14 protein-coding genes and 3 tRNA genes are annotated in these 19,214 nt (G+C 46.4%); 12 read left to right on the top strand and 5 right to left on the bottom strand.

Features of this window, described 5'->3' with window-relative positions; genetic code table 11:
• Position 1 precedes the first annotated feature (1 nt).
• On the bottom strand, positions 2 to 361 hold the full coding sequence (hinT, locus tag OGV94_RS23870; protein WP_016156204.1) for a purine nucleoside phosphoramidase: 360 nt from the start codon (positions 359 to 361) through the stop codon (positions 2 to 4).
• A gap of 348 nt (positions 362 to 709) precedes the next feature.
• Between hinT and fhuE the strand changes: the two genes are divergently transcribed.
• Positions 710 to 2,896 (top strand): ferric-rhodotorulic acid/ferric-coprogen receptor FhuE, encoded by a 2,187-nt coding sequence (gene fhuE / locus OGV94_RS23865; RefSeq protein WP_286524579.1) that lies wholly within the window; start codon positions 710 to 712, stop codon positions 2,894 to 2,896.
• Between the two features lie 97 nt (positions 2,897 to 2,993).
• Here fhuE and OGV94_RS23860 read toward each other — a convergent pair.
• A tRNA-Asn gene (locus OGV94_RS23860) sits at positions 2,994 to 3,069 on the bottom strand.
• 160 nt (positions 3,070 to 3,229) lie between these two features.
• Here OGV94_RS23860 and OGV94_RS23855 point away from each other — a divergent pair.
• The 3 genes from OGV94_RS23855 (at position 3,230) to OGV94_RS23845 (ending at position 5,516) form a co-directional block, all read left to right on the top strand.
• Positions 3,230 to 4,717 (top strand): EmmdR/YeeO family multidrug/toxin efflux MATE transporter, encoded by a 1,488-nt coding sequence (locus tag OGV94_RS23855; protein WP_226791866.1) that lies wholly within the window; start codon positions 3,230 to 3,232, stop codon positions 4,715 to 4,717.
• 99 nt (positions 4,718 to 4,816) lie between these two features.
• Positions 4,817 to 4,892 (top strand) — tRNA-Asn (locus tag OGV94_RS23850).
• A gap of 426 nt (positions 4,893 to 5,318) precedes the next feature.
• Complete coding sequence (locus OGV94_RS23845) at positions 5,319 to 5,516, top strand: hypothetical protein (protein ID WP_100194214.1); 198 nt, start codon at positions 5,319 to 5,321, stop codon at positions 5,514 to 5,516.
• A 160-nt stretch (positions 5,517 to 5,676) separates the two neighbouring features.
• On the opposite strand, the gene OGV94_RS23840 is transcribed toward OGV94_RS23845, so the two are convergent.
• Positions 5,677 to 6,792: a cytoplasmic protein gene (locus OGV94_RS23840; RefSeq protein ID WP_199994833.1), complete on the bottom strand. Its 1,116-nt coding sequence runs from the start codon at positions 6,790 to 6,792 to the stop codon at positions 5,677 to 5,679.
• Positions 6,793 to 6,923: 131 nt separating this feature from the next.
• Here OGV94_RS23840 and OGV94_RS23835 point away from each other — a divergent pair, with 131 nt between their 5' ends.
• The 6 genes from OGV94_RS23835 to OGV94_RS23810 all read left to right on the top strand — a co-directional run bounded on the left by OGV94_RS23835 (position 6,924) and on the right by OGV94_RS23810 (position 15,157).
• A complete protein-coding gene (locus OGV94_RS23835) occupies positions 6,924 to 8,480 on the top strand; it encodes a bifunctional metallophosphatase/5'-nucleotidase (protein WP_047412049.1) in 1,557 nt (518 codons plus the stop codon).
• A 184-nt stretch (positions 8,481 to 8,664) separates the two neighbouring features.
• Positions 8,665 to 10,227, top strand: a complete 1,563-nt coding sequence (locus OGV94_RS23830) for a bifunctional metallophosphatase/5'-nucleotidase (RefSeq protein ID WP_286524572.1) — start codon at positions 8,665 to 8,667, stop codon at positions 10,225 to 10,227.
• Positions 10,228 to 10,297: 70 nt separating this feature from the next.
• Complete coding sequence (locus OGV94_RS23825; RefSeq protein WP_043015938.1) at positions 10,298 to 11,179, top strand: nucleoside-specific channel-forming protein Tsx; 882 nt, start codon at positions 10,298 to 10,300, stop codon at positions 11,177 to 11,179.
• 21 nt (positions 11,180 to 11,200) lie between these two features.
• Positions 11,201 to 12,814: a bifunctional metallophosphatase/5'-nucleotidase gene (locus tag OGV94_RS23820; protein WP_199994834.1), complete on the top strand. Its 1,614-nt coding sequence runs from the start codon at positions 11,201 to 11,203 to the stop codon at positions 12,812 to 12,814.
• A gap of 97 nt (positions 12,815 to 12,911) precedes the next feature.
• Complete coding sequence (locus OGV94_RS23815; RefSeq protein ID WP_353622576.1) at positions 12,912 to 14,057, top strand: radical SAM/SPASM domain-containing protein; 1,146 nt, start codon at positions 12,912 to 12,914, stop codon at positions 14,055 to 14,057.
• 416 nt (positions 14,058 to 14,473) lie between these two features.
• Positions 14,474 to 15,157, top strand: a complete 684-nt coding sequence (locus OGV94_RS23810) for a helix-turn-helix domain-containing protein (RefSeq protein ID WP_286524566.1) — start codon at positions 14,474 to 14,476, stop codon at positions 15,155 to 15,157.
• Positions 15,158 to 15,301: 144 nt separating this feature from the next.
• Here OGV94_RS23810 and cbl read toward each other — a convergent pair whose 3' ends face one another.
• Positions 15,302 to 16,252 carry an HTH-type transcriptional regulator Cbl gene (cbl, locus tag OGV94_RS23805; RefSeq protein WP_043015934.1) on the bottom strand — a complete coding sequence of 317 codons (951 nt, stop codon included), beginning with the start codon at positions 16,250 to 16,252 and terminating at the stop codon, positions 15,302 to 15,304.
• 101 nt (positions 16,253 to 16,353) lie between these two features.
• The gene (nac, locus tag OGV94_RS23800; protein ID WP_087051065.1) at positions 16,354 to 17,271 is read right to left on the bottom strand and encodes a nitrogen assimilation transcriptional regulator NAC; all 918 of its coding nucleotides are present in this window, start codon (positions 17,269 to 17,271) and stop codon (positions 16,354 to 16,356) included.
• 326 nt (positions 17,272 to 17,597) lie between these two features.
• Here nac and OGV94_RS23795 point away from each other — a divergent pair.
• Positions 17,598 to 17,673: transfer RNA gene (locus tag OGV94_RS23795), tRNA-Asn, on the top strand.
• 216 nt (positions 17,674 to 17,889) lie between these two features.
• On the top strand, positions 17,890 to 19,206 hold the full coding sequence (gene shiA, locus OGV94_RS23790; protein WP_043015932.1) for a shikimate transporter: 1,317 nt from the start codon (positions 17,890 to 17,892) through the stop codon (positions 19,204 to 19,206).
• Positions 19,207 to 19,214: the final 8 nt, after the last annotated feature.

Genomic DNA, 19,214 nt, shown 5'->3' with positions numbered 1-19,214 from the left:
CTTACAGACCTTTATGCGCAAGCATTGGACCGAGCGCACGGCCACCCAACAGGTGCATATGAATGTGATACACCTCCTGACCGCCATGACGATTGGTATTCATGATTAAACGGTACCCATCTGCAGCAATACCTTCCTGCTCGGCGATTTTCGCCGCAACGGTGATCATGCGCCCCAGCGCCTGCTCGTGTTCCGCCGTCACATCGTTAACGGTCGGGATCAGGACGTTTGGAATGATCAGAATATGCGTAGGTGCCTGAGGGGAAATATCACGAAACGCGGTGACCAGTTCATCCTGGTACACGATATCCGACGGAATTTCACGACGGATAATTTTGCTGAATATAGTTTCTTCTGCCACGACGTTTTCCTTTTTCATTAACAGCCCAAGCGTTATGCCATGCTACGCCGGGTAACTCTGCGAGTATAGAGTATGAGCGAGTTACTCACGCTCTTTCAACTTTAACCCTCGATTATTTAAGCAAAATCCTTTGCCGCTGCTGTTCTTATAACCATTTCCCATCGCTATCGCTTAAGCATAGTACTGAAACAATATTTCATTTATCGCGTAGCATCTGTTTACACATTGAATGTTAATGCGTATATTTCGCATTTGTATTTACATGCGCACTTAATAATTTACAACCAAAGGGTTCATCACACTACCGGTGATTCGAACTTAATATTAATAATTATCAAGGACTTTTCGATGTCTTTCACAACACTCAACGGGAATGTTCAACGCCAGCCGGGGGTTGCCCCTTCTTTACTGGCAGCCTGCATCACGTTAGCGCTATTGCCCTCCACCAGCCTCGCAGCCCCTTCTGAAGAAACCGTGATCGTGGAGGGTTCTGCTCCAGCCGCATCCAGCGAAGAGCAGGATTACAGCGTTAAATCGACGACCGCTGGCACCAAAATGCAGATGACGCAGCGCGATATTCCGCAATCGGTCAGCATCGTCAGCCAACAGCGCATGGAAGATCAGCAGTTGCAAACGCTGGGCGATGTGATGGATAACACGTTGGGGATAAGTAAAAGCCAGGCAGATTCAGATCGCAGCAGCTACTACTCTCGCGGATTTCAGATTGATAACTACATGGTGGATGGGATCCCGACCTATTTCGAATCCCGCTGGAATCTCGGTGACGCTCTTTCCGACACGGCCCTCTTCGAGCGTGTCGAAGTGGTCCGTGGCGCAAACGGACTGATGACGGGAACAGGTAACCCCTCCGCCTCCATTAACATGATCCGAAAGCATGCCACCAGCCGCGAGTTCACCGGTAATGTTTCTGCGGAATATGGCAGTTGGAATAAACAACGCTATGTGACCGATCTGCAAAGCCCGCTGACTGCAGACGGCAACGTGCGCGGTCGCATCGTGGCGGGCTACCAGAATAACGATTCCTGGCTTGATCGCTACAACAGCGAAAAAATGTTCTTCTCCGGGATTGTCGATGCCGATCTGGGCGACACCACCAGTCTGTCTGCAGGTTATGAATATCAGCGCATTGATATCAACAGCCCAACCTGGGGTGGATTGCCGCGCTGGAATACCGATGGCAGTAAAAACAGCTACGACCGCTCGCGCAGCACTGCGCCGGACTGGGCGTACAACGATAAAGACTTCAATAAAGTGTTTGTCACCGTCAAACAACGTTTTGCCGATACCTGGCAGGCGACCATGAACGCCACCCACTCCGAGGTCAAGTTCGACAGTAAAATGATGTACGTTGATGCCTATGTCAACAAGGCCGACGGCACCCTGGTTGGCCCGTATGGCAGTTATGGCCCGGGCTATGACTACGTCGGTGGAACCGGCTGGAACAGCGGTAAACGTAAAGTGGATGCCGTCGATCTGTTCGCCGACGGCGGTTACGACCTGTTTGGTCGTCAGCATAATCTGATGCTTGGCGGCAGCTACAGTAAACAGAATAACCGTTATGAAAGCTCGTGGGCGAACGTCGTCCCCAATGAAATCGGCAGTTTCTATACCTTCGATGGTAACTTCCCGGAAACCAACTGGAACCCGCAGTCATTGGCTCAGGACGATACCACGCACATGAAATCGCTCTACGCCGCAACGCGTATTTCGCTGGCCGACCCACTGCATTTGATCGTCGGCGCGCGTTATACCAACTGGCGTATCGACACCCTGACCTACAGCATGGAGCAAAACCACACCACGCCATATGCGGGCCTGGTATATGATATTGACGATAACTGGTCTACCTACGCCAGCTATACCTCAATCTTCCAACCGCAGAACAAGCGCGACAGTTCCGGCAAATATCTCTCCCCGATTACCGGCAACAACTATGAGCTTGGCCTGAAGTCCGACTGGATGAATAGCCGTTTAACCACCACCCTCGCGGTGTTCCGCATTGAACAGGATAACGTGGCGCAATCAACCGGTGCGCCAATCGCCGGTAGCAATGGCGACACGGCCTATAAAGCAATGGATGGTACAGTCAGCAAAGGGGTCGAATTCGAAGTTAACGGTGCGATCACCGATAACTGGCAGATGACGTTTGGCGCGACACGCTATGTTGCTGAAGACAACGAAGGCAATGCGGTGAACCCAAACCTGCCGCGTACCACGGTCAAACTGTTCACCCGTTATCGCCTGCCGGCTATGCCGGAACTGACCGTCGGCGGAGGAGTTAACTGGCAGAATCGCGTTTACAGCGATACGGTCACGCCTTATGGCATACTCCGCGCGGAACAAGGAAGCTATGCCCTGGTAGATTTGTTCACCCGCTATCAGGTAACAAAAAACTTCTCTGTGCAGGGTAACCTCAATAACCTGTTCGATAAAACCTACGACACCAATGTCGACGGTTCTATTGTCTATGGTGAGCCGCGCAACGTCAGCGTTACCGCCAGCTATCAGTTCTGAATCTAAACACATCACGCTCCACCTGCCCATCAGGTGGATGAACTGGACTGAAAAACAAAAAGCCCGCTTAAGTTTCCTTAAGCGGGCTTCTTAAATATGGCTCCTCTGACTGGACTCGAACCAGTGACATACGGATTAACAGTCCGCCGTTCTACCGACTGAACTACAGAGGAATCGTTGTGGAGGCTTATCTTAGCGGCGAAAATTTTTTTGTCAAACCCCATTTCCACGAATGCGTATCAATTGATGCTTCTCTCGACAGTTTGTTGCATTTACAGACATTTTAAATGGAAAAAACTTTGCAGCTTTTTGGATTCTCCCTCATCATTTGAAATGAGGTTTCAACTTTCTTCTTTAAGGTCCACTTTGAACGTCTCCGCTGCCTTACGCCAGGTCGCTTCCCGTACGCCCTGGTATGCCAAACGCAAGAGTTATAAGGTTCTCTTTTGGCGCGAAATCACCCCGCTTGCTGTCCCTATTTTTCTGGAAAACACCTGTGTGCTGTTGATGGGGGTCCTGAGTACCTTCCTGGTGAGCTGGTTGGGAAAAGAAGCAATGGCTGGGGTCGGCCTCGCCGATAGTTTCAACATGGTCATCATGGCATTTTTCGCCGCCATCGATCTGGGTACCACGGTGGTTGTAGCATTTAGTCTGGGAAAACGGGATCGTCGACGGGCCAGAGCCGCGGCCAGACAATCGCTGGTGATCATGACGATTTTTGCTACCGTGCTGGCCGCGGTCATTCACTATTTTGGTCAACAGATTATTGACGTTGTCGCAGGTGAAGCAACGCCAGACGTTAAGGCTTTGGCGCTTACCTATCTGGAGCTAACTGTGCTCAGCTACCCGGCGGCAGCTATTGCGTTGATCGGTAGCGGTGCACTACGCGGAGCCGGAAATACAAAAATACCGCTGTTGATCAACGGCGGCATGAACATTCTGAATATCATCATCAGCAGCATCCTGATCTACGGGATCTTTTCCTGGCAAGGGCTGGGATTTGTGGGGGCCGGACTCGGGCTAACCATCTCACGCTACATCGGTGCAATCGCCATTATTTGGGTACTGATGATTGGTTTTAATCCGGCGCTACGTATTCCCTTCAAAAGCTATTTTAAACCCCTCAATCTCGCCATCATCTGGGAGGTTATGGGGATCGGTATTCCGGCAAGCATCGAGTCGGTACTGTTTAATGGCGGTAAACTGTTAACGCAGATGTTTGTTTCAGGCATGGGCACCAGCGTAATTGCCGGAAACTTCATTGCATTTTCTATCGCTGCGCTCATCAACCTCCCGGGGAATGCTTTAGGTTCCGCGTCGACAATCATTACCGGCAGGCGTTTGGGAAATGGCCAGATTGCCCAGGCTGAAATCCAGTTACGCCATGTTTTCTGGCTGTCGACAATTGGCTTAACCGCCATCGCCTGGCTAACCGCCCCTTTTGCTGGCGTGATGGCCGCGTTTTATACCCAGGATCAGGATGTAAAAGAGGTCATTGTCATTCTGATTTGGCTCAATGCGGCATTTATGCCGATATGGGCGGCTTCCTGGGTATTACCGGCTGGCTTTAAAGGTGCTCGCGATGCACGTTTCGCTATGTGGGTATCAATGTTGGGCATGTGGGGCTGTCGCGTCGTAGTGGGCTACACCCTGGGGATCGTTTTAGGATGGGGCGTAGTCGGTGTCTGGTTAGGGATGTTCTTCGATTGGGCTGTGCGCGCGGCGTTATTTTACTGGCGTATGGTCACAGGCCGTTGGCTGTGGAAATACCCGCGTCCCGAACGGGAAAAGTGCATAAAACAACCTGTTGCGCCTGAATAATCGGCGAAATGAGGAATATTTCGGCAAACGATCGAATTTAGCGATTCAGGCTTTGACAACGCTGAGTGGCATCGCTAATATTCGCCTCGTTCACACGATTCCTCTGTAGTTCAGTCGGTAGAACGGCGGACTGTTAATCCGTATGTCACTGGTTCGAGTCCAGTCAGAGGAGCCAAATTTAAGAAGCCTGCTTAGGAAACTAAGCAGGCTTTTTGCTTTCAGACTTACTTATGAATACTGATATCATCAGGTTTCAATAAGTTAGCGTGAAAAATCTTCCTGATTTTCATGGACTACAGTCGCCCAGTTGGGTGCACGCCTTCAGTATCTCAACTATCGCGTAATCAACAAGAATCCCGAATTGCGCCAGACGAGTATCCGTATTCATCCAGCCACAGATAATGTGGCGCACGAGATTATCTGCGTTCCCCACTGAAACCTGGTAGCCGTTTTGCTAATGGATTACGCCCTCTCCCGCTAGCTCCTCTTATCCATTCCACTAATAAATAGAATTATCCACATCAATAACACACAGATATCATTACTCACGAATCGATCGATAAATGCTATTCTGTTAAGAATTCACAATGGTTACATCTATATGGGTAGCGATGAAGATATACCGTGGTACGGTCGTCGTTTTTTCAAAATTGACATCCTCGGTAATGTCATTTTTGAATTCGACATGAGTGATTCTGATGGTGCACCTCAATACCCTGGAGAGGGTTACCGTGCAAGATTATTTGCCGAAACAGAACTGTCTTCATTAATCACTACAGCCTCAATTACTGTAAATTAATAAAGAGATGTATTTTTAAAAAGCACGAGTAATCGATAAAATTACATATATTTCAAGGGTTCATGTACCTACATGAACCCTTTATGATATCAATCAAAAAAGGAGGTCATAACATCATGACCGGGAAGATTTACCCGAGACTCATCATCAGGAGCCACTATTATAGTTTACCGTTATATTCATGCGCGAGGGAAATTAGTATTTGCGTTACGCTTCCTGCGGATAATTGGGTACTGCGAGTAAAATTAGTTTGTTTGTATAGCCAGCGAATATAGCGCCGACTGGCCGTTAAAGAAATTGTCCTGGCATTTTTGCCATCCCCGCCGGTTAATGGGCAAACCATCTTACGGTTTTTTTCCTGTATCCAAAGCGACCACTGACTTTGCCACCAGCCATGCCGCGTTTTGCCCTGAAAATACCAGGGAGTATTTGTATCACTGTCACTTATATCCTCCTCTATAAACCAAAGCTCAGCTTGTTGTTGGCGAAACAGTTCTGCCCAAACAGTAATAACCGCTCCGCGAAGAAAACATTCGTGAGAAATAACATGTGTCTTTATCTCAGGAAAGAGGGTCTTCAACAGCCGAAAATGTCCATGAGCTGATATAACCGGACGCAGAATAGAACCATTGGCGTTACATTTGAGTACCGCACTTCCATACTGAATCTCATCGAACTGACTGCGTTGTAAAAACTGCATCTCACGCATATCAACGTGTTTTACGATATCACTGCGATCCAAATCAGGTTCGATATTGCCTCTCCAGAGATAACGTAAGGTTTCCCCGACCGGGTGCTGAGTAAAATTAGTAGATAGATGAAGAATATTACCTCGGATAGCATCGAAACTGAGCAGGACATAGAGTTTCTGATCTGCTTCCGCCCCCTGAAACGGTACAATTAAAGGAACCGTTTCAATCCGTTCTGGTGATATTACTTCTCTTCGTAATTGCCGCTTAGGTGTCCAGACTTTTTTGCAGGCGCAGCACTGAACGCGCTGTGTTCTTTGCGGATTATAACCATAACAAATAGTTTTCTTGCCATAACATACGGGACAAAAATGGCCACTTTCAGAGGCGTATGCGCTTAAGTAAACAGTCACCCATTCATTAAATTGTTGTGCTTCAAATAGTGGGGGATAACTCCCACATGCCCGACAGTGCAATGCCGGATAACCCAACCTATAGTTCGGCCAGCTGTAATCTTCAGATGTAGCTAACCCTAAATTGCGACACCCAAACGTCTTGCAGGTATTAATTGTAAATAAAGTCGACATGAGCCACCAACGATTTCCAAAGGTCGCTGATTTTGAACTATAACCTCGATTTAATTGTGTGAACAGACGCACATATCAATGTCTTTCGGAATGTAAAATACCCCGAATAAATGTGAATAGAGGAACAGTTTATGAAATTAAAAGTGATTGCTGCGGGTATTTTGTTGACATTACCATTCTGGGCCTGTGCCAAAGATGTCACCATTATTTATACCAACGATCTCCATGCACATGTGGAACCTTATAAAGTGCCGTGGATTGCTGATGGTAAGCGTGATATCGGCGGCTGGGCGAATATCACCACTTTGGTAAAAAAAGAGAAAAGCAAAAACAAAGCCACATGGTTTTTTGATGCAGGTGACTATTTTACCGGTCCTTATATCAGCAGCTTAACGAAGGGCAAGGCGATCATTGATATTATGAATACCATGCCGTTTGATGCTGTCACCATGGGCAATCATGAATTTGATGATGGCTGGGATAATACGTTACTCCAGCTAAGCCAGGCGAACTTCCCTATTGTGCAGGGCAATATTTTTTATCAGAACAGTGATAAAGCGTTTTGGGATAAGCCATACACCATTATTGAAAAAGATGGCGTGAAAATTGGCGTTATAGGTTTGCACGGCGTATTTGCCTTCAATGATACCGTTTCTGCTGCAATGCGCGAAGGTATTGAAGCACGGGATGAGATTAAATGGTTACAGCGTTATATTGATGAACTTAAGGATAAAGTGGATTTGACCGTATTACTGGTTCATGAAGGCACGCCTGCCCGTCAGTCCAGTATAGGAAGTACCGATGTACGCCGTGCGCTGGATAAGGATATTCAGACGGCAAGCCAGGTGAAAGGTCTGGATATTCTGATTACCGGACATGCGCATGTCGGTACGCCGGAACCCATTAAAGTAGGCAATACGCTGATCCTCTCGACAGACAGCGGTGGTATCGATGTAGGGAAACTGGTACTGGACTACAAAGATAAGCCACATAGTTTTACGATGAAAAATTTCGAACTTAAAACCATTTACGCAGATGAGTGGAAGCCCGATCCGCAAACAAAGCAGGTGATTGACCGCTGGAATAAGAAACTTGACGAAGTGGTAGGACAGACGGTGGCGCAGTCGCCGGTTGAATTAACACGTGCATATGGTGAATCAGCTTCGCTGGGCAACCTGGCTGCGGATGCTTTGCTGGCCGCTGCGGGTAAAAACGCACAGTTGGCCTTAACCAACTCTGGCGGTATCCGCAGTGAGATCCCGTCTGGCGCGATTACGATGGGCGGTGTCATTAGTACATTCCCATTCCCTAACGAACTGGTCACGATGGATCTTACCGGTAAACAATTACGTAGTCTGATGGAACATGGCGCAAGTTTAAGTAATGGCGTGTTGCAGGTATCAAAAGGCCTGGAAATGAAATACGACAGCAGTAAACCCGTAGGACAACGGGTCCTGGAACTTACACTTAATGGTAAGGCAATTGAAGATGCGACGGTTTATCACATTGCTACCCAAAACTTCCTTGCTGATGGTGGTGACGGCTTCACCACATTTACCGAGGGTAAAGCGCGTAACACAACAGGTGGGTATTACGTTTACAACGCAGTGATCGATTACTTTAAAACAGGTAACACCATCACCGATGAACAACTTAACGGTATGCGCGTTGCTGACGTGAAAAAATAAGTATTATTGCCTTAATAAGTTCTAATCGGTGTCATTAGTTGAAAATATTCGGCTTTATTGGCTATTTCTTATCTTTAAAGCCGAATATGGAAGCATTACTGTAAAGTAATAAAAACATGCAAACATCTGCATGAGATCTTAATTGAAATATAATAATTACTCATAAAGCTGAAAGGGTTTGGCTATGAAGATAAGAACAAAGCTTAATTTTATTACATTGTGCCTGTCCGCAACGTTAGCCGCATCAGTTAACGCAAAGGATTTGACGATCTATTACACTAACGATTTACATGCTCATGTATCTCCAGGGAAAATTCCGGCCGTCGATAAAGAACGTCTGGTAGGAGGTTTTGCGAATATAGCCACCATCGTTAATGATGCGAAGAAAAAAAATAAAGATGTATTTTTCTTCGACGCCGGAGATTATTTCACCGGCCCCTATATAAGCACCTTAACAAAAGGTGAAGCAATTATCGACATCATGAATACCATGCCGTTTGATGCTGTATCCGTGGGGAACCACGAATTTGACCATGGCGTTGATAATATGGTTAAGCAGTTATCAAAAGCAAAATTTCCGGTTTTGCTGGGTAACGTTTTTTATACTAACAGTGACAAACCCGTCTGGAACAAACCCTGGACGATTATCGAAAAAGATGGCATAAAAATTGGCGTAATTGGTATAAATCAAAAATTTGCGTTTTATGACACCGTTGCCGCTAAGGCTTATGCGGGTTCAGAGGCCCGTGATGAAGCACCTTATATTCAAAAAGGGCTTGATGCATTAAAAGGTAAAGTAGATATCACTGTGCTACTTATCCATGAAGGTACGCCAGCGCGTCAATCAAGTTATGGCAATAAAGACGTGGCCAGAATGTTGCAAGCCGATATCGATACCGCAAAGAAATTTGAGGGTATTGATGTGTTAATTACAGGACATGCTCATGTGGGCACACCTGAGCCAATTAAAGTCAATGACACGCTCATTGTTTCCACAGATGCGTATGGTACTGATATCGGTAAATTAGTATTGGATTTTAACCCGCAGACTAAAAAAATTGACGGCTATGACGGTAAATTAATCACTGTATTTGCAGACGAATATAAACCAGACCCTATAGTTCAAGCCAAGATTGATGAATGGAATGCTAAGCTGAAAAATATCACCGATCAAATCATTGGGTCAACAACCGCCCCCTTCACCCGCTCTTATGGTGAATCATCACCGGTGGGTAATTTAGTTATTGACGCCATGATGGCCAAGGCGCCGGACGCCGTCGTGGGATTACAGAATAGTGGAGGATTGCGTGCTGATTTACCACAAGGAAATTTACGATATGGTGATGTAATTACTACCTTCCCATTTAATAACGAACTTGTTGAAATGGATCTCACCGGAAAGGATCTCATCAATTTAATGATCCACGCAACTAATCTTACTAATGGGGTTTTGCAAGTGTCAAAAAGCATTCATGTTGAGTATGACAGTAAAAAACCTTTGGGTGAGCGAATCATAAGTTTCACTATTAATAATGAACCTGTGGATCCAACCAAAACATATCGGGTTGTTACACACTCATTTTGCGCGACGGGTGGAGATGGATTTGAAGCGTTCTTAAAAGGAACCAATATCAAAACTATCAATAGTACTACCTCTGCTGAGTCAATCATTGATTATGTCAAGACTCATAATCCTTTGAAACCCGAACTTGAAATGAGAGTAGTCGATGTAAGCACGGCAAAATAGGTTCACGAATATATTTTCCATTACATGAACCATCTTTATTAACAAATCTCTGCGGAAGGTACCCCTACGTATGCAAAAAATAACACAAATATTATCCGGCGCATTTATGCTTTTCCCTACGCTAACAATGGCAGCCTCAGCGAATAATGAATACGTATCAGACTGGTGGCATCAAAGTATTAATATAGTTGGGAGCAACTCCACTCGTTTTGGGCCACTAAAAAGAGCCGACTTATATCCCGAGTATCGTGCATGGGCACATGTGGATTGGTTTGATTTCTATGGCTATGCTGACTTACCTAAGTTTTTTGGTATAGGCAATGATAATGATATCGGCATTTGGGACAACGGTTCTCCATTTTTTATGGAGATAGAACCGCGCTTTAGCATCGACAAACTAACAGGGGTCGACCTAAGTTTTGGTCCATTTAAAGAATGGTATTTTGCCCACAACTATATCTATGATGCAGGAACCAATGAGGGACAACGTCAGAGCACATGGTATATGGGGATAGGGACAGATATTGAAACGGGACTACCGATGACGTTATCTGCAAATATCTATGCCAAATATCAAGGAAACAATTACAATGCAGCCAACGAAAACGAATGGGATGGTTATCGCTTTAAAGTAAAATATGTCATTCCTATCACCACATTATTTGGTGGAAACCTAAATTACGTCGGCTTTACCAACTTTGACTTTGGTTCAGACCTAAAAGAAAAATCAGGTGGCGAGCAGCAATTTTACTCCCGAACAAATAGCTCGATAGTTTCCACAAATGTACTCAGCCTGGTTTATCCTCACTGGAACTTTGGCGCCACTCTGCGTTATTTCTATCATGGTGGACAATTTGAAGAAGGTAGTAAAGCATTTAACAGCGACGGAGACATCACCTCTATAGACTCAACGGGGTGGGCATACTATTTAACTGTTGGTTACGCTTTTTAAACAATCTGCAAGGAATTAGCTATGAAGGTAAAAACGATTACAGCAGGTATTCTGTTGACATTGCCATTTTGGGCCTGCGCCAAAGATGTCACCATTATTTATACCAATGATCTCCATGCTCATGTTGATACTTATAAAGTCCCCTATGTAGCAGACGGTAAACGTGAAATTGGTGGATTCGCTAATATAAGCACCTTAGTCAAGCAGGAAAAATCCAAAAATAAAGCCACATTTTATTTTGACGCCGGTGACTATTTTACCGGGCCGTATATCAGCAGTCTGACTAAGGGTCAGGCCATCATTGACATCATGAATACTATGCCCTTTGATGCAGTATCAATAGGTAATCATGAATTCGACCATGGTTGGGATAATCTCTTGCGGCAGTTGAGCAAAGCAAAATTCCCTGTTCTGTTGGGGAATGTATTCCACAAGGACAGCGAGATACCATTCTGGAACAAACCGTATACCATCCTGGAAAAGGATGGCGTGAAAATTGGCGTTATTGGGTTGCACGGTGTGTATGCATTCAATGACACCATTTCAGAACTCTCGATCCAGGGGCTCGATAATGATAAAAGAAACCGCTTTGATAAATCAGCAGCTGCCCTCAAGAACCAGGGAATCGAAGCTCGCGATGAGGTGAAATATCTGCAGCATTATCTGGATGAGTTGCGGGGTAAAGTTGACGTCACCGTTGCGCTCGTTCACGAAGGCGTTCCGGCTCGTCAGTCCAGTATCGGTAGTACGGACGTTAGACGTGCACTGGATAAAGATATTCAGACCGCTAGTCAGGTTAAAGGGCTTGATATTCTCATCACCGGACACGCTCATGTTGGAACACCGGAACCTATCAAAGTGGGGGATACGCTAATCCTTTCTACTGACAGTGGTGGTATCGATGTAGGTAAATTGATACTTGATGTTGAACCAGGGGCGAATACAAAAAAAGTTAAAAGCTTCGAGCTGAAAACAATTTTTGCTGATGAGTGGAAACCTGATCCAACAACACAAAAAGTTATTGATGGCTGGAATAAAAAACTCGCGGATATTGTGCGTCAGCCAGTCGGTGAATCCCCGATCATGTTAACCCGTGCCTATGGCGAATCATCGCAACTAGGCAACTTATTTACAGATGCAATGCTCGTCGCTGCACCGGATGCACAGATCGCACTGATTAACTCCGGTAGTTTACGTGCTGATCTCAACGCGGGTCCCATTACCTTTGGTGACATTACCAGTACTTTCCCCTTTAAGAATGAGCTAACTGAGATGGATCTTAGCGGTAAGGAGCTGCGCAATCTCATGGAACATGGGGCATCTCTCACCAATGGCATACTGCAAATGTCAAAAGGTGCTGAAGTGCGTTACATGCCGCAGAATCCGGTCGGGCAGCGCATAGTATCGTTCACAATCAATGGCAAAGCGATTGAAGATACGCAGACTTACCATGTTGCGACCACGACCTTCCTTGCTTTGGGAGGCGATGGTTTTCTGGCATTTAAAGAAGGGAAAAATGTACAAGTCCGCGCCGGGAATAATATGTCTGATGTCGTGATTGATTATCTGAAATCGGGGCACAAAATCGTTCCCCAGGAAGTTAACGAAATGCGTGTTGAAGTGAGTAAAAAATAAACAACCCAGGTGATGCTGTTTATTTTATAGATGGCATCACCTGTTCCTCGCATATTACAAAGCAAATAACATAATAATTTTATGAGGGTAATCGATAATGAAAAGTTGCCATGTGATGATGAAAAACTCAAGTCCATTATGTCATTTACATTGTAAGAGTTGCTTTTGCATTAATAACACGGAACATTCCCCAGAATGCAATACGTACTGTATGGACGATACGACACTTCAGCTATTTATTCGTCGAAAAATTGATACTGAGGAGGCGAGTGATGTGGTTTTTACCTGGCAGGACGGTGAATCAATGCCTGGCGGACTTCATTTCTTTGAACGAGTCATAGAGCTACAACAGCAATATGCGCAAAGTAAAAATATTATTAATACATTTCAAACCAACGGAATTCTTTTAGATGATGAATGGTGTGAGTTCTTCAAGAAAAACCAGTTTATGATTTGCATTTCAGTGGATAGCGATGTTGCATTACATGACAATGCCTGCGATACGATTTCCGGTAAATCAACAAACTATCAGGTTGAAAACGCTGCGAGATTATTGCAAAAATATGATATTGAATTTAGCACACTGACGGTCGTTAACACCGAAAATAGCCACCATCCGCTGCGCATCTACCATTATTTAAAAAGTCTGGGTAGCCGCCATATGCAGTTTATTCCCTTACTTAGACCGCTTGTACAAGGCGGTGTGGATGCGCAAAGCCTTGGGCCAGCCGCACTGGGAATTTTTTTGAAAACGATCTTTTATACCTGGGTACGTCTGGATATCGGTACGATTAAAATCCCCATCTTTGAGCATGCGTTTGCTGCGTGGTGCGGGTTATCTGTGCCAACATGTGTTTATGCTTCATGTGATGATAGTACGTTAGCGCTGAAGATAAACGATGATAATTATCATTGCGATCGCGTTGTTAATTCGAAATATTTTATGCGTGACCGCAATCAACCTATTGCAACCGCGATGCAGCAAAACTCGATGAATCAGAGAGTAGAATCAGCCAAACCGACACTGGTAGAAGAATGTGCGAGTTGCAAAGTAGAATTCGCCTGCCACGGTGGTTGTGCAAAAGATCGCGTAGCACTTTCCCGATGCGGTGTTCCGCAACTTAATTATTTTTGTGAAAGTTATCAGGCTTTTTTTACTTATGTTGAACCCTATATGTTGATGATGAGGGCGTTATGGGAACAAAACTATGCGCCTTCTGATATTCGTCAGTATTTGACCTGAAAAGACTCTCAGTACGGGCTGATGGATGAACAGGAACTCAGGCTGGAGATACTGGGATAATCTGGCATTCTATACTCTGTTCATAGAACACTCACTTTTGCTCAATAAAAAATTGAATTTAAATATATAGCAAAGCCCATTTATTCACCTAATGAATGGGCTTTGCTATATAATTTATTCTCTCGATCAATTAGAAACCATCGCCAAATATATTTAAATATAATTGCCAACAATCAAATAACGCGTTACATTAACTCATCCTATTTAAACCGCGTGCATTACCCGGATGAAATTTAGTATATCGAAAAACATCTTGCAAGATTAAATTTGTCTATCTTTGGACTTATTTTTAAAATCACGTTTCATACATTTAATACAACACTACGTCACAGCATTATTTTAAAAAGGGAAAACCTATGAACAGCAGAAATCGCGTCAAGGATGACGTATTAATAAAATTAGTTAAACCCACGAAAGATATAGAGATTTTACTTCAAACAATTGGTCACCGTGGTAACACAATTAGTATCATTAAAAGACGACACATTAGCCTGACTCAAAACAATGAGCGGCATTGCGTAATTTTACTTAAGGGCAGTATATCTCTTTGTAGAATCAGTGACGGAATGGTGCTCAACTCAGAAAATGCACCATTTATCTTTGGCGCTAACATTCAGTTATCCTATTCACGCCATCTTTATGCCAAAGCAAAAGAAACATCGACACTGCTGCTTATTCCACAGACTGAATTATACGAAATAGTCGACAGATTAAACCTCTGGAAGTCATTTGCTGCACTGCAAGATTATTCTGCGGCTAAAGTCTACTCTCATTGTCTGGCAGTATCACAACTATCTTCCTATGAGATTATACGCATTCACCTTCTTGAGTTAATAGATGAGCCTGAGTCCATCAGGAACAATATTACCGCTGCCAATTATATCATGAATCACTCATTTCTCTCGCGCAGCGGTATAATGCGGATCCTGGCAATACTCAAAACCGAAGGCTACATCCATCTTTCACGTGGTATTTTAACAGAAGTCATCAGCCTTCCCGAACAGCTCAGTCTGTTATATTCCAAATCAAAAACTGAATGACAATAATTCTGGGGCTCAGGTTAAACAATGCGTTAGAGTCTTGTTAAAGCGCGATATGTTACAGCCGAAAATCACCATAACAAAACCGCACTTATAACCTGAGCCATTGGTTTATCAATTCATGAGATAGATATAACGTTATCCTTAAATTTGATAGTCAATCACGGTGTCATCCGGTTCCATCGCCTGGCGTTTGATTTCATCGACGGATAACCCTGCGTTGCATAGCTCGATAAATCGCCAGACGTAGTTGCGCTGCAGTTGCCCGCGTTTCAGGCCCAGCCAGACCGTGTTTGCATCAAATAAGTGCCGGGTATCCAGACGGGTCAAACTCCCCTCCTCCTGCTCGCCACTGGATTGTTCTGCCACCAGTCCAATCCCCAAACCCAGCGACACATAGGTTTTAATCACATCCGAATCCTGGGCACTGAGGATAATATCCGGCACTAACCCTTTACGCGCAAACGCCTCATCGATACGGGAACGTCCCGTGATCCCCTGACGATAGGTAATCAACGGCCAGTGTGAGATGGATTCCAGCGTAAGTGGAGAAGTCTTCGCTAAGGGATGATCATATGGCACGAGCAGGCTGTGATGCCAACGAAACCAGGGAAAAGCCACCAGCAGTGGATCGCTGCTGAGTCGCTCACTGGCGATCCCGATATCTGCCCCGCCATTTTGCAGCAGCACGTCGATTTCCTGCGGCGTGCCCTGGATCAGTTCGAGTCGCACCTCAGGGAACAGCTCACGAAAGGCTTTAATTACTGCTGGCAGGCTATAACGCGCCTGGGTATGCGTGGTAGCGATCGTCAGTACACCGGACGTGTCATTGGTAAACAGATCCGCCAGTCGGCGAACGTTGCTGGCCTCATTCAAAATACGTTCAGCAATAACCAGTAAGGCTTTACCCGGTTCGGTCATGCCCAGCAGGCGTTTACCGCGACGGATAAATATCTCGATACCCAGTTCATCTTCAAGTTCACGAATGTGTCGGCTGACGCCAGACTGGGAGGTGTACAGTATATTCGCGACCTCCGTCAGGTTGTAATCCTGACGGGCCGCCTCGCGGATTATTTTAAGTTGCTGGAAATTCACTTTTCGCTCCGGGCACATCAGACATTACGCTATTGTTAAAGTCTGACGCCCGGCATAACAAATAATAAAAACCTGCATCTTATTCCTCGCGGGAATAAGGTTTAGCTGACCAGCTGCAGCTCACGGTTTTCCAGCGCAGGGCGGCTAACCAGCGATAACAGGATTTCCTTCACGGCCTGTGCCTGAGGCGATAAGCTCCCTCTGGCCGAGACGTTCAATGATAATGGCAGATTCATCGATGGGGTTGTTATCCGCGCCATCCAGCCGTTTGCAGCATTGCATAATGAACGAGCCGCCGACTCAGGCAATACCGTAACGCCCATACCGCTGGCAATAGCAGCCGTTAAGGTGGCAATAGACTCAATTTCGCCAATGACTTTAGCGGTTAAGCGACGTAGCGAGAAAGCTTCATCCACACGCAGACGAACTGCGCTGTAATCCCGTGGTAAAAACAGATTCATCTGCGCCACTGTGGCCAGATCGACGCTTTGCCCCGGACACTCACGCGTGCCGACCAGGTAAAGATCCTCTTTTAGCAACGGCTGGCTGCTGATACCCGCCACGGGTGAACGCTCATAGAGTACCGCCATATCTAATTGCCCGCTGAGCAGCTTGTCATTCAGCACCGCCCCACTGTTTTCATGCAAATAGACCAGTACATCTGGCAGTTCTGCACGTACTGTCTGTAATAACGGCATAGTGATGGATGACGCCGCCGTACCTGGCGCAAGGCCAATAGAGACCTGTCCCCCAAGAGTCTGGCCCACATTATTAACCGCAAGCTGCGCCTGTTCGCACTGACGCAAAATGGTCCGGGCATGGGTATACAACACTTTCCCCGCTTCCGTCGGCGTGACGCCACGCTTGGTGCGAATCAGCAATTGCTGATCAAGCTCGCCTTCCAGCGTGGCGACCTGCTGGCTTAGCGCAGGTTGCGCAATGTGCAACACTTCCGCTGCCTGGGTCAGGCTACCAATATCGACGATTTTCACGAAATATTTCAGTCGTCTGAAGTTCATTTTGCCTCCTGTCGGAATACCAGAACCCGTGCTGGCAGTCATTGAATTCAGGATTGCAAGATGCTTGCCAGTTTCGTCATATGCCGTGTTTTACGGCTAAAACCGCGTAAAGTCTGGAGCAAAGGTGCACAAAGAACATTATTTACATCTGTATGGCTTACTTTGATTGCCCTGGAAGAGGTAGGCGCGCACCAGAATGGGGCAAAAGCTTAAAAAGATGGAAAGATCGCCGCTTTGCTGATTTTGTCAGCAAACGAACGCACAAATGTATTTCCCCCTTTGACAAGCCTCATCACCCTCGCTAATATGCGCCTCGTTCAAACGATTCCTCTGTAGTTCAGTCGGTAGAACGGCGGACTGTTAATCCGTATGTCACTGGTTCGAGTCCAGTCAGAGGAGCCATATTTAGAAAAGCCCGCTTTTTAGCGGGCTTTTTGCTTTTCTGCATTACTGTTTTTCATTCGTCTTATTTTTCATCTTGTCCCATGTTGAGAGAGATAATCGTTTTCTCATCGCATCTGTCGCGGTAATCTCATAACGGTCGTTAATATATCGACTGCAATGTGTGCAACCCAACCTAAATACTAATAACTAAAAGACAGTACAGACAGGATAACTATGGATTCCACCCTCACCTCCACGGGTCCCCAACAGGACGCCTCTTCGCTTCATCGTGCCCGACGCGCTGCGCTTGGTAGCTTCGCTGGCGCCGTGGTCGACTGGTATGATTTTCTGCTTTATGGCATCACCGCCGCGCTGGTCTTTAATCGCGAGTTCTTCCCGCAGGTCAGCCCAGCGATGGGAACGCTTGCCGCATTCGCCACCTTTGGCGTCGGATTTTTGTTCCGCCCACTAGGCGGGGTGATCTTCGGCCACTTCGGCGATCGCCTGGGCCGTAAACGTATGCTGATGCTCACCGTCTGGATGATGGGGATTGCTACTGCGCTGATAGGGATTATTCCTTCCTTTGACACCATTGGCTGGTGGGCCCCTGTGCTGCTGGTAACGCTGCGTGCTATTCAGGGATTCGCCGTTGGCGGTGAATGGGGCGGCGCGGCGTTACTCTCAGTCGAAAGCGCGCCGAAAAACAAAAAAGCCTTCTACAGCAGTGGCGTTCAGGTAGGTTACGGCGTCGGACTGCTGCTCTCTACCGGTCTGGTCTCGCTGATTAGCTCGCAAACCACCGATGAGCAGTTCCTGAGCTGGGGCTGGCGTATTCCGTTCCTGTTCAGCATCGTGCTGGTTTTGGGGGCATTGTGGATGCGTAACCGTATGGATGAATCTGCCGAATTTGAACAGCAGCAGCAGGCACCGCAGCCAGAGAAAAAGCGGCTACCGGTAGTCGAGGCGTTAATCCGTCATCCGGGCGCATTTTTAAAAATTATCGCTCTGCGCTTATGTGAATTGCTGACGATGTATATCGTCACCGCGTTTGCACTTAATTACTCCACGCAGAACCTGGGTCTGCCCCGCGAGCTGTTTCTGAATATTGGCTTGTTAGTGGGTGGACTGAGCTGTCTGACTATCCCCTGCTTTGCCTGGCTCGCGGACCGCTTTGGTCGTCGGCGCGTCTACATTACCGGCGCACTGGTCGGTACGCTGAGCGCCTTCCCGTTCTTTATGGCGCTGGAAGCACAGTCTATTTTCTGGATCGTGTTCTTCGCGATTATGTTAGCCAACATCGCGCACGATATGGTGGTCTGCGTGCAGCAGCCTATGTTTACCGGTTTGTTTGGCGCAAGCTACCGCTACAGCGGCGCAGGCGTTGGCTATCAGGTAGCAAGCGTGGTTGGCGGCGGTTTTACGCCCTTCATTGCTGCGGCACTGGTGACATTTTCGGGCGGAGACTGGCATAGCGTGGCCATTTATCTGATGGCTGGTTGTCTTATTTCTGCCGCCACCGCATTGCTGATGCGGGATAAGCAGCACGGTTAAGCCATGGT

The organism is Citrobacter sp. Ce006, from assembly GCF_030336535.1.
GTDB lineage: Bacteria > Pseudomonadota > Gammaproteobacteria > Enterobacterales > Enterobacteriaceae > Citrobacter > Citrobacter europaeus.
This window is presented reverse-complemented; position numbering and strand designations above follow the sequence as displayed.

Coding starts and splice junctions, on each gene's coding strand:
- fhuE (WP_286524579.1), top strand. CDS start 710: ATGTCTTTCACAACACTCAACGGGAATGTTCAACGCCAGCCGGGGGTT.
- OGV94_RS23845 (WP_100194214.1), top strand. CDS start 5,319: ATGGGTAGCGATGAAGATATACCGTGGTACGGTCGTCGTTTTTTCAAA.
- OGV94_RS23840 (WP_199994833.1), bottom strand. CDS start 6,792: ATGTCGACTTTATTTACAATTAATACCTGCAAGACGTTTGGGTGTCGC.
- OGV94_RS23815 (WP_353622576.1), top strand. CDS start 12,912: ATGAAAAGTTGCCATGTGATGATGAAAAACTCAAGTCCATTATGTCAT.
- OGV94_RS23830 (WP_286524572.1), top strand. CDS start 8,665: ATGAAGATAAGAACAAAGCTTAATTTTATTACATTGTGCCTGTCCGCA.
- OGV94_RS23855 (WP_226791866.1), top strand. CDS start 3,230: ATGAGGTTTCAACTTTCTTCTTTAAGGTCCACTTTGAACGTCTCCGCT.
- OGV94_RS23820 (WP_199994834.1), top strand. CDS start 11,201: ATGAAGGTAAAAACGATTACAGCAGGTATTCTGTTGACATTGCCATTT.
- shiA (WP_043015932.1), top strand. CDS start 17,890: ATGGATTCCACCCTCACCTCCACGGGTCCCCAACAGGACGCCTCTTCG.
- OGV94_RS23825 (WP_043015938.1), top strand. CDS start 10,298: ATGCAAAAAATAACACAAATATTATCCGGCGCATTTATGCTTTTCCCT.
- OGV94_RS23810 (WP_286524566.1), top strand. CDS start 14,474: ATGAACAGCAGAAATCGCGTCAAGGATGACGTATTAATAAAATTAGTT.
- OGV94_RS23835 (WP_047412049.1), top strand. CDS start 6,924: ATGAAATTAAAAGTGATTGCTGCGGGTATTTTGTTGACATTACCATTC.
- nac (WP_087051065.1), bottom strand. CDS start 17,271: ATGAACTTCAGACGACTGAAATATTTCGTGAAAATCGTCGATATTGGT.